Below are 12,673 nucleotides of genomic sequence, written 5' to 3'. Positions count from 1 at the left end.
GTCGTCGCATTGCGAAGTCTGCTAGCCCTGCACAACAACGGTCAGAGAGTATCACTGTGGAAACCAAACCCTCTGCAACTTCCAGTAGTGGAAAGCAAAAGGCGCCAATTGCTCTGCTTGCGTTGCTGGCGCTCTTTGTCGCCTTGGGGGTCTGGGCTGGCACATACCGCTATTTCACAGCGCAGGAACTGCAGCGCGCCGAAGCGCGCATGTCACTCTATCACAGCACTGTTTTGTCGGAGATCGAGCGTTTCGAACATCTGACCCAGGTGCTTGCCGTTGATCCGTTCGTCTTCTCAGGGCTTCAGGGTGACGGGTTGGAGGACCTGAATGAACGCTTGAACTTATTTGCAGGCGCGGCAGGGCTGGACGCAATTTACGTGATGGAGCCGAACGGCCTTACAATAGCGGCCTCCAACGCCGATGAGGCCGGAAGCTTCGTCGGACAATCCTATGATTTCCGTCCATATTTCCAGACGGCGCTGAACGGCGGAACTGGCACGTTCTACGGCATTGGAGCCACAACTGGACTTCCCGGCTACTTCATCGCGGACCCCGTCTTGGATGATGAAGGTGAGGTGATCGGAGTTGTTGCCCTCAAGCTGAACCTCGCCCCGTTTGAGCAGGCTTGGCGTGATGCCGGAGAACAGGTTTTCCTGACGGACCAGCACGACGTGGTCCTTCTGGCCTCTGATTCAACTTGGCGATACCGCGCCCTTGATCCGCTTTCAGAAGAAGAACGTGCGCGGATCGAAGTGGCACGGCAGTTTCCAGGACAAGCTCTAGAGGCACTGGATTGGAACGCGGAAGCTGAGCCGAGATGGGCTGAGATTGATGGCTCGTGGCGCCTTCACGTCGTGAACGCGGGTCTGCCGCACAGCTGGCAACTACATTACTTGCGCCGCAACGACAGCGCTGTGCTAAGGGCGTGGCTCGCGACGGGCGCCTTTTTCGCCATCTCGGCTTTGGGTCTGCTGTTTGCGCAATATCAAAGGGGCAGGCGATTGGGGCAAGCCCTGCGGCGGTCCGAAGAGGAAGAGGTACAATTAAGGCGCGCGAACGCCGCCTTGGCCCGCGAAATTGAGGAGCGGCGGCGCACCGAAATGCGGCTTGAGGAAACACGCGGTGAGTTGGAGCGCGCAAGCCGGTTGGCCGCCCTTGGAAAGCTTTCCGCCTCGGTCACGCACGAATTGGGCCAGCCCATTGCGGCGATGCGCAATCAACTCGCAGCGCACGAAATAAAACATAGTCCGAGCAAGCTGACGCAAACCATCGGCGGTCTGGTCGATCGTATGGAAGGCATCGCGCGCGACTTGAAATTCTTCGCAAGATCTCGGTCTGAACCCTTTGAAGACGTCGACCTGAGGGAGTGCGCAGATGCAGCATTGGAATTGATGATTCCAGGAGTTGAAGCGTTTGGCGTCACGGTTTCACATGAGCGGCCGGAGGCTCCTATAACGGTCCGCGGTTCGCGCCTGCGGTTGGAGCAGGTTCTAACGAACATCATGCGCAATGCCGTTGATGCGATGGAAGATGCCGAACATTCAATGCTCGAAATCAGCTACGGAGCTGAAGGAGAAGAGGTGTGGGTCGAGGTTGCTGACACTGGTTCCGGCTTAGGCGATGCAACACTGGTTGAACTTCGCGAGCCGTTCATGACGACGCGTGCCAGCGGCCAGGGAATGGGTCTGGGTTTGGCGATTTCATCAGGCATCATGGACGATCACGGCGGCAGGCTGGACGCGCGCAATCGGCAGGATAAAAAGGGGGCTGTTTTTCGAATGGTGCTTTCTAAACGCATGGCAGAGGAAGTCGCGGCGCAATGACATCTGACGCTCCGTTCCGCGCGCTGATTGTCGAAGACGACCGATCAATGCGCCAATCCGTTGTCGAGTTGCTTGAGGCTGACGGCTGGCGTGTCCGGGATGTGGCCCGCGCTGATCGCGCGATTTCCGCCATGGATGAGTTCGATGCGGACGTGGTTCTTTCCGATGTCCGCATGCCTGGCATGTCCGGTTTGGAGCTGCTGAGCGCAGTTCAATCGCGGCACCCAGTCCCCGTTGTCCTCGTAACGGCTCACGGCGACATTCCCATGGCTGTCGAAGCCATGCAGAACGGAGCATATTCGTTCGTCGAGAAGCCCTACGAGCCAAGGCGATTGCTCAACATTCTGCGCCATGCTGCGGAGCAGACGAGAATGCGCAACAGCAACAAGCGCCTGCGGCAAAGACTGGCGCAGTTGTCGGGGCTGGATCGCATCCTGGTCGGAACATCACCATCGCTGCGCGCTCTTCGTACAAGCATTGCCGATCTGGCTGAAACGCGCGCGCCGGTTCTGGTCACGGGCGAGACCGGAACTGGTAAGGATCTGGTGGCCCGCGCGCTGCATGACCTTGGACCTGCGTCTGATCAACCGTTCGTGGCAATCAATTGCGCGCTGCTATCGCCTGACACCTTTGTGCCTGAGATGTTTGGCACGGAAGGTCATTTGAACGGTCGCATTCTGCAGGCTGATGGAGGCACGCTATTCCTTGATGAGGTCTGTGCCTGCCCATCCGAAGTTCAGGCGCAATTCTTACGGGTATTGGAAGAGGGCGCAGTGACGCCAGAGGGGGCTAGCGCACCTGTGCCGGTAAGCCTTAGGGTGATTTCAGCAACGAATGAAAACGTGGCAGACGCGGTTGCGTCCGGGCGTTTTCGGGAAGACCTGCTTTATCGGTTGAACACATTTTCGCTTGAACTTCCGCCACTTCGCCACCGGCAGGAAGACCTGCGGCCACTGCTGGCGCATTTCATCGGCCAATTGTCGGTGGTCTACGGTGTCACAGCGCCGGACGTGACGGCTGCGGATCTTGCAGCGGCCCTTGCCCATGATTGGCCCGGCAATGTGCGCGAATTGCGGGCCGTGGCGGAACGCAGGGTGCTTGCCGCTCGTCAAGGAACGGGCAGCTTAGCACTAGCAATTAAGCCCGACCTTGAGGACGATGCACGCCCGGAAACTTTGCGCGCCGCCGTCGCTGAGTTGGAGCGGGAGATGATTGCGAAATCCATTTCCGCGAACGCCGGGCGGATGGATGACGTCGCAGATGCACTGGGGATTGGCCGCAGGACCCTGAACGAGAAAATCGTGAAACTTGGCCTCGACAAGGACGCTCTGCTATAGCTTTGCGGATATCCGCAGAGCACAGTGCCGACGCGGCGCGGATTTCTTCATAAACAGAGCCTGAAACAGGCCGCATACTTCGCGTCACATCATGATCGCATGACATCTAGGGAGGACATCATGCAAAAGCTTCTGAGCCGCACGGCTCTCGCAACCCTTGCCATCACTATTGGTTCCGAGGCCTTCGCAGTCGAATGGAACGTGTCCCTTTGGGGTCAGCGCCGCGCGTTTACCGAACATGTTGAGCGTCTGGCAGAGCTGCTGGATGAGCGCACGGGTGGCGAATTCACTCTGAACATTTCCTACGGTGGCCTGTCCTCGAACCGTGAAAACCTCGATGGCATCTCCATCGGCGCATTCGAGATGGCACAGTTCTGCGCCGGCTACCACGCCGACAAGAACCGCGCGATCACCGTGCTGGAGCTGCCGTTCCTTGGCGTGAACACGCTGGAAGAGGAAGTCGCCGTCGCCACCGCCGTCTACAATCATCCCGCCGTGGCCGAGGAAATGGCGCAGTGGAACGCGATGCTTCTGATGACTTCGCCCATGCCCCAGTACAACCTCGTCGGCACCGGCGAGCCACCTGCGACGCTGGCAGACTTCGACGGGATGCGCGTACGTGCCACCGGCGGCCTCGGTCGTGCGTTTGAGGCTGTGGGCGGCGTGCCGACTTCGGTGACCGCAACCGAAGCCTTCCAGGCCATGCAGGGTGGCGTTGTCGATACCGTGGCGTTTGCACAGCACGCGCACCTGTCGTTCGGCACCATCAACGAAGCCGATTGGTGGACCGCGAACCTCAACCCAGGCACCGTGAACTGCCCTGTCGTCGTGAATATCGACGCTTATGAGGATCTGTCGGACGAGCATCGTGCTGCGCTTGATGGCGCCATTGAAGAGTCGCTCGATCATTACCTCGCCAACTACGCCGAACTCATTGAGCGTTGGGACGGTGTCCTTGAGGAAAACGGTGTTGAGCGGGTTGAGATTGATCAAGCCGAACTCGACGCCTTCCGCGAGGCGGCGACTCCGCTGCACGCAGCATGGATCGAGGAAATGGCCGGACAAGGCCTTCCGGCACAGGAACTCTATGACCTCGTGCTGAGCACCCTCGCCGAAGCTCAGGGCAACTAAAGCCCTTTCGACGGCCCTGCCCACCTCATCGGGGCAGGGCCGTCCCAATCTCAGGGACCCAAACCCATGTCGAGTGCCAACACGGTGCTGACGGACGACAGCCTTGTCAGCCGTCTCGACCGCATGCTTCTGCCGATTGAAACGGCGATGATTGTCGTCAGTGGCCTATTCACATTCGGCCTCATGTTTCTTGCCGTCTTCTCGGTCGGCGGGCGCGAATTCTTTGGCTCCCCTCTGCGCGGCTATGTTGACTGGATTGAAATGGCGATGCCGTTCATCGCGATTTTCGGCATTTCCTACGTGCAACGCACCGGCAGCCATATCCGCATGGACATCGTCATCGGCGCATTCCGCGGGCGCGCGCTCTGGGCGGTAGAATTGTTTATGACCATCCTGGTCTTTTTGTTGATTGCACTCCTCCTTTGGGGCGCTTGGGCACATTTTGACCGCAGCTTTGATTTCAGCCGTCCGAATTGGAGCCGCGATAGCTCCATCGACATCAACCTGCCCATCTGGCCCGCAAAACTGGCCGTGGTTCTGGCTTTCGTTGTCCTGACCCTTCGCGCGGCGTTGCAAGTTTGGGCCTACGGGCGTGCCCTGTTTCTGGGACTGGACCGCCCGGCCGCGGTGCCCTTCACGCCTACAATCGAAGAACAGGCCGCTGCCGAGGCCAGCCAAGTGACGGGGCGGGACTGATGGACAGCACAACAATCGGTCTCTGGGTCACCGGCGGAATGCTGGTGCTGGTGGTCCTTGGCATGCGGGTGGCCTATGCGACGGCAATCGCTGGCTTGATCGGACTTTTCCTAATCAACTGGGCCCGGCGCGATTTTGGCGTCGAAGATATCTGGTGGGCGCTTGAGGTTGCGGTAAAGACCGCAGGCCAGGTGCCCCATGCCAAGGTCGCTAATCAGGCGCTCAGCCTGATCCCGACCTTCATCCTGATCGGCTTTCTCGCCTATCACGCGGGCCTGACCCGTGCGCTGTTCGAGGCAGCGAAACGCTGGATCGCCTGGGTGCCTGGCGGGCTAGCCGTATCGACCGTTTTCTCAACAGCAGGCTTTGCCGCCGTTTCCGGAGCCTCCGTGGCGACCGCAGCCGTTTTTGCCCGCATCGCAATTCCCGAAATGCTCAAGGTCGGCTATGACAAGCGCTTTGCTGCGGGTGTCGTCGCCGCCGGCGGAACGCTCGCCTCGCTGATCCCACCATCGGCAATCCTTGTGATCTATGCGATCATCGTCGAGCAGGATGTTGGGATGCTGCTTCTGGCTGGGTTCATACCCGGCATCTTCTCGGCTTTCGTGTATGCGCTTTTGATCATTGGCATGGCCCTGACGATCAAGGGGTTCGGCCCGCCAGTTACCGGATTCACTTGGGGCCAGCGTTTTGCTTCATTGCCCCCGGCCCTGCCCATCGTAGCAGTTGTCGTGATCATCATCTTCTTCGTCTATAACCCGTTCGGCGATGCCTGGGGCACACCGACCGAAGGTGGAGCCGTTGGCGCGTTCATCGTCTTCTGCATGGCGCTTTACAAAGGCATGCGGTGGCCTGAACTCAAGAGCGCCCTCATCGAGACCGCGAAACTGTCTGTGATGATTTTCTCGATCATCTGGGGCGTGCTAATTTACGTCCGCTTCCTTGGCTTCGCTGATTTGCCCGGTGTCTTCTCTGACTGGATTACGGCGCTTGAAATGTCGCCGATGCTAATCCTGGTTTGCATTCTCTTGGCCTATGCCGTGTTGGGAATGTTCATGGATGCCATCGGTATGTTGCTACTGACGCTTCCCGTGGTCTTCCCGGCCGTTATGGCGCTGAACGGGGGGCTGGATGTGTCTGCCGCAGACAGCACGTTCGGCATGTCCGGGCCCATGTGTGCGGTGTGGTTCGGGATATTGGTCGTGAAGATGGCGGAGTTCTGTTTGATCACGCCGCCCATCGGCCTCAACTGTTTCGTGGTGGCCGGTGTGCGGGATGACCTCAGCGTTCAGGACGTTTTCCGTGGAGTGACGCCGTTCTTCATTGCTGATGCGATCACGATTGCCCTTCTGGTGGCCTTCCCGTGGATTGTGCTCTGGCTGCCGAGCCAAGCCTAACCGAACGTTCGGAAAAATGTGATCAGCCGTTTGCCCTATACAGGTGGACGGCTGACCTAACGATATGCACGATGTTGCAGACACTTACGTTCCGTACCTAGGGCCAATCCAAGGGAAAAAGCATGAAGAAAGTCGCCGTCGCACAGCTCAGCGCGTTGCCCGACAGGGATCCGCAATACGCGCTCGTCGCAGATGTCGATTTGGTTGTGGTGCGTTTCGACGATGAAATCTCGGTTTTTTACGGGCGATGCCTGCACCGGGGCGCTCTTATGTCCGACGGGTTCGTGCGCGGAAAGAACCTAATCTGCGGTGTGCATGATTGGGACTACCGGCTGGATACGGGCGTTTCAGAATACGCGAACGAAGAAAAGCTTCCGAAATTCTCGTCCTGGGTCGAGGGCGATGACGTTCTGGTGGACGAGGATGAGATTGCGACTTGGGCCGACGACAATCCCCAGCCCTTCAACCGGGATGCTTACCTTGGGCTATACGCCGACACTTCGCATGGAACCGCTGAAGAGCCGCACAACGCGTTAATACAACGCTACGCGCGCGATGGGTTATCCAAGACCGGGCATCACGGCGCCATGGATTCGATGGGCGTACCGCGTGATGAATTGCCCAGTTGGGACGACATTCAGCTTTTGACGGCTCAGCTCCACAAGCCGCCTTTACTGGAGGACGACCCCGTCGGCACCGAGGTTGTGATCGGGCCGAACGCACAGAAACCGTTGCGTCTGAAAATCCCTCTCTTTGTATCCGACATGTCATTCGGAGCGCTGTCCGAGCCAGCCAAGATCGCGTTGGCCCAAGGGGCAGAGATGGCAGGTACCGGGATCTGTTCCGGCGAAGGCGGCATGCTTCCAGAAGAGCAGGAGGCGAATTCACGCTATTTCTATGAGCTCGCCTCAGCTCGATTTGGGTTCGAATGGGAAAAGCTCGACCGCGTGCAAGCGTTTCATTTCAAGGGCGGTCAGGGCGCTAAGACTGGCACCGGTGGGCACCTGCCCGGAGCGAAAAACAAGGGCAAGATCGCTGACGTTCGAGGCATCGACGAGGGCGAAGATGCCATTTCGCCAGCGCGATTCCCGGAATGGACCGATCCGGTGCAGATCAAGGATTTCGCGGATGAAGTCCGGGATCGCACAGGCGGCATTCCCATCGGCTACAAGCTCAGCGCGCAGCATATCGAGAAAGACATCGATGCAGCGCTGAAGGTTGGCGTCGACTACATCATCCTCGACGGACGTGGCGGCGGCACCGGGGCCGCGCCGATCCTGTTCCGTGACAATATCAGCGTACCGACCATCCCAGCCCTTGCCCGTGCGCGGCGACATCTGGATGAAATGGGGCGTGGGGATGTCACTCTGGTGATAACCGGTGGCCTGCGCAAACCGGCCGATTTCATCAAGGCGATGGCTCTGGGGGCTGACGCAATTGCAGTTTCAAACTCCGCCATGCAGGCCATTGGCTGCCTTGCCATGCGGGCCTGTCACACGAACAATTGCCCCGTCGGCATCGCCACGCAGAAACCCAATCTGGTCAGCCGCATCATAGTGGAGAAATCCGCAAAGCGGCTCGCGAACTTCTTCGACGCGTCCGTCGAGTTGATGCAAGTGATGGCGCGGGCATGCGGTCATTCGCATTTGTCCGAATTTAACCGCGACGACCTGACCACTTGGAAACGGGACATGGCTGACCTGTCCGGTGTTAGCTATGGCGGCATGGCATGAGTGCTGCGGCAACGCTTATATGGCTGGCCCAAGGCTATTGCATGATCGGAGCCGTCGTCGCTTTGGCCTTTCTAACCATTGGGATGGACCGCATCGATGAGGACGCGCGGGGCGCTTACGCGTTCAGGCCCCTGCTCGTACCGGCGATCCTCTTGATCTGGCCGCTGGTGCTGTGGCGCTGGTTGCGTGAAGAGACAGGTCGCGCCGATCATAGTGCCCGTTATGCGCCACCGCGCAAGGCACATGGGCTGGCGGCCATTTTCATGGCTGTGCTGATCGTTGCCGCACTTCTAGCATCTTTTGCCGTTCGCCAGACTTGGCCGGCTGATCTACCGCCAACTCAGATCTCTGCACCGGAGACGAGCGAATGAGCGTCAAATATACGCCGGTTCAATGGAATACCTCGAAGTGGGTCTACGATGCAGTAATGTTGGCCGGAATTGCTTTGTTCCTGTGGCTTTTCATTTCGGTTGCGCCTGGCGCATTGAACCATGAATTCCCTGTGAACCCGCCGATCGCAAATGCCCGAGCATTCGGGGCATGCGCATTTGTTATGCTGACGGTTATCCTGTGCATCGGACCTTTGGCGCGCCTCGATCGGCGCTTTCTGCCCCTGCTCTACAATCGGCGCCATTTCGGTGTGATGACAGCAGCTGTGGCGATGACCCACGCATACTTCGTTCTTGGATGGTACTTCGCATTCTTCCGCGGAGCAGAGCGCTGGGAAACAGTTCTGTTCGCCAATACCAGCTATGGACAGGTGCTTGGCTTTCCGTTTGAGGCGCTGGGGATCTTCGCCTTGCTGTGTCTTCTAATTCTTGCAGCAACAAGCCATGACTTTTGGCTGAAGTTCCTTACGCCCCCGGTTTGGAAGGCGATTCATTTCCTCATTTACCCGGCCTATGTCGCGGTGGTTGGGCATGTGGCGCTTGGCGCTTTTCAATCACGCGGCAATGAGACTATGGCTGCGATCTTCAGCGCCGGTGCGCTTGTTGTTGCGGGCCTGCATATCGCTGCCGCTTGGAAAGAGCGGCGCGTTGATCCGCACGCGGCCGGTACGGATTGGGTCAAGGTCGGCAATGCTTCTGACATCGCCGAAGGACGTGCGATTATTGCGCGTTTGCCAGATGGCAAGCGCGTTGCGGTTTTTCGACATGAGGGGCAATTGAGCGCAATCTCAAATGCCTGCGCGCACCAGAATGGCCCCTTGGGAGAAGGGCGCATCATCGATTGCATCGTCACCTGCCCGTGGCACGGCTTTCAATATGACGTCCGCACCGGTCGCTCTCCCGCACCCTTCACAGAGAAGGTGCCAACATACCGCCTCCGGCTTGAGCAGGATGAAGTGTTCGTCGACCCGGTTCCGAATGCGCCGGGTACGCCAGTTGAACCGGTTCAAGCCACGCAGGAGGCGATGCCATGAGCAACCGGGATGAGCCGTTCTTTGTCGGCTATCTGCCTTGTCCGCCCGGACTGCGCCTGTTTCTGCTGGCCGCTTCTCTGGTCCTGTTCGCAGGCGCCGGGTTGCTTGGCTACGCCATCGCCTCGACCCAGGATGACCCGGGCGACGGTCGACTGCGGTTCGATTTTGGACCCCAGACAGTGATCGGCGTGTTGGAGATGACACCATCGCCGGTACTGCATGTCACACAAGGCACCGATGCCATCCCCGAAGGTCACACATTGATGCTTTCCGGGCAGGGCAAGAATGGTGCGGTGGACCGTGCGCAGGCGCTGGAAGGTCAATTGGTGCAGGCCACAGGCATTCTGCTCCAACGTGGCGGCCTGGATATGTTGCAGCTTAACGGTGGCAATAACTTTCGCGCGGCCGATGATCAGAGTGTGATCCCGGATATTCCGGAACCCGAACCATTGGGCCGCTGGGAAATCACTGGTGAAATATGTGACGGCAAGTGCGAGGCAGGTGCAATGCGCCCCGGCCGCGGGATCTCGCATCGCGCCTGCGCAAATCTATGCCTTCTGGGCGGCGTGCCACCAGTATTCGTCACGACGCAACCCATTGAGGGTGAGGAGTTTCTGCTGATCGCGGGTGAAGGGGACGAAACAACACCCCCCGCCCTGCTTGATTATGTTGGTCTCTATGTGACGCTGGAAGGCGACGTATCTCGCCACGGTGATCTGCTGGTTCTGACCGTGGATACAGACACAGTGACGGTGGTCGAATGATCCGCCGCATCCTGTTTCTCAGCCTCACCGCGCTGCTCGGTCTGTGGTTCTACTACATCTCACGCTTTTGGGATTTCCGCCTCTGGGACCGAGACGGCCTGTTCGGGATCGAAGCGCTGCGCCCGCAAGGCGGACTTCTCGCGCGTTGGCTGCGGGGCACTGACTTTGCGCCCTACGAGCTGTTGATCTGGGTCGTGGCATTCTTCCTTGCACTTTCAATTCTGCAGAAGATTTTTGATTTCTTCACACCGACAGAGGAGCCTCACGATGACGGATGAAACGCTGGATTGGATTTCAGTCGGTCGTGTTGAGGATTTGCCCGAGGGACGCGTGAAAACCGTAACTGCGCGCACCACGTCTCTTTGCCTTTCACACTTTGATGGCCAATGGGCTGCAATGGACAATCGGTGCCCGCATCAGGGTGGACCTTTGGGTGAAGGCACAATCGAAAAAGGCGTGGAAGGGCAATGCTGGATCCGTTGCCCCTGGCATGGTTGGGATTTCGACCCGCTTACAGGCGCGCCTCCGGGTGGCCATGAAGATACAGGTCAGAAGACTTATCCGGTCGATGTGCGTGACGGTGAGATCTTTGTCGGGCTGGATTCAGAACCGGAGCATGAGCGGACGGTGACGGACGCTATGGCGGAGACCATGGTGAATTGGGGGCTGAAGCGGGTGTTCGGGATGGTGGGTCATTCCAACCTTGGGCTGGCCGATGCGATCCGGCGGCGGGTGGCGGATGGTGAGATGGCCTATGTCGGTATCCGCCATGAAGGCGCTGCGGCCTTTGCTGCTTCCGCCTATGGCAAATTGACCGGCAAACCGGCGGCCTGTCTTGCGATTGCAGGTCCTGGTGCGACAAACCTTCTGACCGGCATGTGGGATGCCAAGGTGGATCGCGCGCCGGTGCTAGCCCTAACCGGCCAAGTGCAGACGCAGGTCTTCGGGCCCGGCGCGTTTCAGGACATCGATCTGAAATCGGCATTTGAGGCGGTGAGCCGGTTTTCGCAGCCGGTCCTCCCCTCCTCCAACCATACCGAGCTTGTGTCGCTCGCCATGAAAACTGCGCTTGTGGAACGCGATGTGGCGAACCTGATCTTCCCTGACGATGTGCAGACCATTCCCAGTGATGCTGAAGCAGCGACCCCGGAAGGTCGGCTGAGCGGGCCAATCGTCAAACCGTCAGACGCAGACGTGGATGCCGCGCTTGATCTGATCGCAAACGCCAAGCGCCCGATGATCATCATTGGCCATGGCGCGTGGGAGGCGCGCGATCAGATCATCGCATTGGCCGAAGTGCTTGGCGCGCCGGTGGTTACGACGTTCAAAGGTAAGGGGCTAATCCCCGACAGCCACCCAAACGCGGCAGGTGTTCTGGGTCGGTCAGGGACGCCCATCGCAAGTTGGTTCATGAACGAGTGCGATCTTCAGATCGTCTTGGGCGCGTCCTTTTCGAACCACACAGGCATCGAGAAATCGAAACCAACCATTCAGGTGGATTTCGAGCGGATGCAGCTCGGGAAATTTCACCCTGTTACCCTGCCCGTCTGGGGCGAGATTGGCGCGTTCTGCGATGCAATCGCGCCGCGCGTCACGCGACCCGCTGATGCTGAGGATCAGCTAAGCGATTTGGCTGAGCGGTGGCAGATGTGGCGAGATGAAAAGAAGAACCGCCTGAAAGAAGAAGGCGCGAAAGGCGTGCATTCCGTAGCGATCTTCGACGCGCTTTCCAAGCTGGTGCCCGACGATGCGCTGATTGCAGTCGATGTGGGCAACAACACGTATTCCTTTGGTCGATACTTCGAAACCAAGGGGCAACGGGTGATGATGTCGGGTTATCTCGGTTCCATCGGCTTCTCACTACCGGCCGCGATGGGCGCATGGGCTGCAACGCAGGATTTTGAGGAGTTCCGTGGTCGGAAGGTGATTTCGATCTCGGGTGACGGCGGCTTCGGCCAATACGCGATGGAGCTGACAACGGCGGTGAAGTACGGGATGGATATCACCCATATCCTCCTGCACAACGATGAGCTTGGCAAAATCTCGAAAGAGCAGCGGGCCGGCGAATGGCCGGTTTGGGAGACCTCACTGGTCAATCCATCCTTCGCGGCATTCGCACGTCTTTGTGGGGCGCATGGCACGAAAGTAACGGAGCGCGCGGACCTTGAAAGCGCAATTGCGGAAGCACTTTCAGTGGATGGTCCGGCGTTGGTCGAAGTGATGTCGGACGCAGAACTCGTTTGACATCGGCCCATTTTCGCCGACGCGAAACAGGCACCCTATGCGTGACTGAATTCGTGATACGCTCCTGAGTCTGGCGTTGGGGATCGCCAGCCATCTTGCCTGTTGGCTGACACTTGAACGTC

The 12,673-nt window shown here is 58.8% G+C and carries 11 protein-coding genes; all 11 read left to right on the top strand.

Going from position 1 to position 12,673, the window contains the following annotated elements; genetic code table 11:
* Nucleotides 1-122: 122 nt before the first annotated feature.
* The 11 genes from V8J81_RS18410 to V8J81_RS18360 all read left to right on the top strand — a co-directional run bounded on the left by V8J81_RS18410 (nt 123) and on the right by V8J81_RS18360 (nt 12,551).
* A complete protein-coding gene (locus tag V8J81_RS18410; protein ID WP_368477206.1) occupies nt 123-1,826 on the top strand; it encodes a sensor histidine kinase in 1,704 nt (567 codons plus the stop codon).
* Nucleotides 1,823-3,163: a sigma-54-dependent transcriptional regulator gene (locus tag V8J81_RS18405; RefSeq protein WP_368477205.1), complete on the top strand. Its 1,341-nt coding sequence runs from the start codon at nt 1,823-1,825 to the stop codon at nt 3,161-3,163. The genes V8J81_RS18410 and V8J81_RS18405 overlap by 4 nt, the downstream gene beginning before the upstream one ends.
* Nucleotides 3,164-3,283: 120 nt before the next feature.
* A complete protein-coding gene (locus tag V8J81_RS18400) occupies nt 3,284-4,294 on the top strand; it encodes a C4-dicarboxylate TRAP transporter substrate-binding protein (RefSeq protein WP_368477204.1) in 1,011 nt (336 codons plus the stop codon).
* A gap of 66 nt (nt 4,295-4,360) precedes the next feature.
* On the top strand, nt 4,361-4,990 hold the full coding sequence (locus tag V8J81_RS18395; RefSeq protein ID WP_368477203.1) for a TRAP transporter small permease subunit: 630 nt from the start codon (nt 4,361-4,363) through the stop codon (nt 4,988-4,990).
* Nucleotides 4,990-6,387 (top strand): TRAP transporter large permease, encoded by a 1,398-nt coding sequence (locus tag V8J81_RS18390; RefSeq protein WP_368477202.1) that lies wholly within the window; start codon nt 4,990-4,992, stop codon nt 6,385-6,387. Before V8J81_RS18395 ends, V8J81_RS18390 begins: the two co-directional genes overlap by 1 nt.
* A 122-nt stretch (nt 6,388-6,509) precedes the next feature.
* Nucleotides 6,510-8,120 (top strand): glutamate synthase-related protein, encoded by a 1,611-nt coding sequence (locus V8J81_RS18385; protein ID WP_368477201.1) that lies wholly within the window; start codon nt 6,510-6,512, stop codon nt 8,118-8,120.
* Nucleotides 8,117-8,491, top strand: coding sequence for a hypothetical protein (locus V8J81_RS18380; protein WP_368477200.1), 375 nt, complete (start codon nt 8,117-8,119; stop codon nt 8,489-8,491). Before V8J81_RS18385 ends, V8J81_RS18380 begins: the two co-directional genes overlap by 4 nt.
* Nucleotides 8,488-9,543: a Rieske 2Fe-2S domain-containing protein gene (locus V8J81_RS18375; RefSeq protein ID WP_368477199.1), complete on the top strand. Its 1,056-nt coding sequence runs from the start codon at nt 8,488-8,490 to the stop codon at nt 9,541-9,543. The genes V8J81_RS18380 and V8J81_RS18375 overlap by 4 nt, the downstream gene beginning before the upstream one ends.
* Entirely contained in the window at nt 9,540-10,307 is a 768-nt protein-coding gene (locus V8J81_RS18370) for a hypothetical protein (RefSeq protein WP_368477198.1), read from the top strand. The genes V8J81_RS18375 and V8J81_RS18370 overlap by 4 nt, the downstream gene beginning before the upstream one ends.
* Nucleotides 10,304-10,585: a hypothetical protein gene (locus V8J81_RS18365; protein ID WP_368477197.1), complete on the top strand. Its 282-nt coding sequence runs from the start codon at nt 10,304-10,306 to the stop codon at nt 10,583-10,585. The genes V8J81_RS18370 and V8J81_RS18365 overlap by 4 nt, the downstream gene beginning before the upstream one ends.
* Complete coding sequence (locus tag V8J81_RS18360) at nt 10,575-12,551, top strand: thiamine pyrophosphate-binding protein (RefSeq protein WP_368477196.1); 1,977 nt, start codon at nt 10,575-10,577, stop codon at nt 12,549-12,551. The genes V8J81_RS18365 and V8J81_RS18360 overlap by 11 nt, the downstream gene beginning before the upstream one ends.
* The last annotated feature ends 122 nt before the right edge of the window (nt 12,552-12,673 follow it).

This window comes from Gymnodinialimonas sp. 202GB13-11, from assembly GCF_040932485.1.
GTDB classification, from domain to species: domain Bacteria; phylum Pseudomonadota; class Alphaproteobacteria; order Rhodobacterales; family Rhodobacteraceae; genus Gymnodinialimonas; species Gymnodinialimonas hymeniacidonis.
This window is presented reverse-complemented; position numbering and strand designations above follow the sequence as displayed.

Excerpts from the sequence above, each read along its gene's own strand:
- V8J81_RS18390 (WP_368477202.1), top strand. The coding sequence starts at position 4,990 with ATGGACAGCACAACAATCGGTCTCTGGGTCACCGGCGGAATGCTGGTG.
- V8J81_RS18395 (WP_368477203.1), top strand. The coding sequence starts at position 4,361 with ATGTCGAGTGCCAACACGGTGCTGACGGACGACAGCCTTGTCAGCCGT.
- V8J81_RS18380 (WP_368477200.1), top strand. The coding sequence starts at position 8,117 with ATGAGTGCTGCGGCAACGCTTATATGGCTGGCCCAAGGCTATTGCATG.
- V8J81_RS18375 (WP_368477199.1), top strand. The coding sequence starts at position 8,488 with ATGAGCGTCAAATATACGCCGGTTCAATGGAATACCTCGAAGTGGGTC.
- V8J81_RS18405 (WP_368477205.1), top strand. The coding sequence starts at position 1,823 with ATGACATCTGACGCTCCGTTCCGCGCGCTGATTGTCGAAGACGACCGA.
- V8J81_RS18365 (WP_368477197.1), top strand. The coding sequence starts at position 10,304 with ATGATCCGCCGCATCCTGTTTCTCAGCCTCACCGCGCTGCTCGGTCTG.
- V8J81_RS18400 (WP_368477204.1), top strand. The coding sequence starts at position 3,284 with ATGCAAAAGCTTCTGAGCCGCACGGCTCTCGCAACCCTTGCCATCACT.
- V8J81_RS18370 (WP_368477198.1), top strand. The coding sequence starts at position 9,540 with ATGAGCAACCGGGATGAGCCGTTCTTTGTCGGCTATCTGCCTTGTCCG.
- V8J81_RS18360 (WP_368477196.1), top strand. The coding sequence starts at position 10,575 with ATGACGGATGAAACGCTGGATTGGATTTCAGTCGGTCGTGTTGAGGAT.
- V8J81_RS18385 (WP_368477201.1), top strand. The coding sequence starts at position 6,510 with ATGAAGAAAGTCGCCGTCGCACAGCTCAGCGCGTTGCCCGACAGGGAT.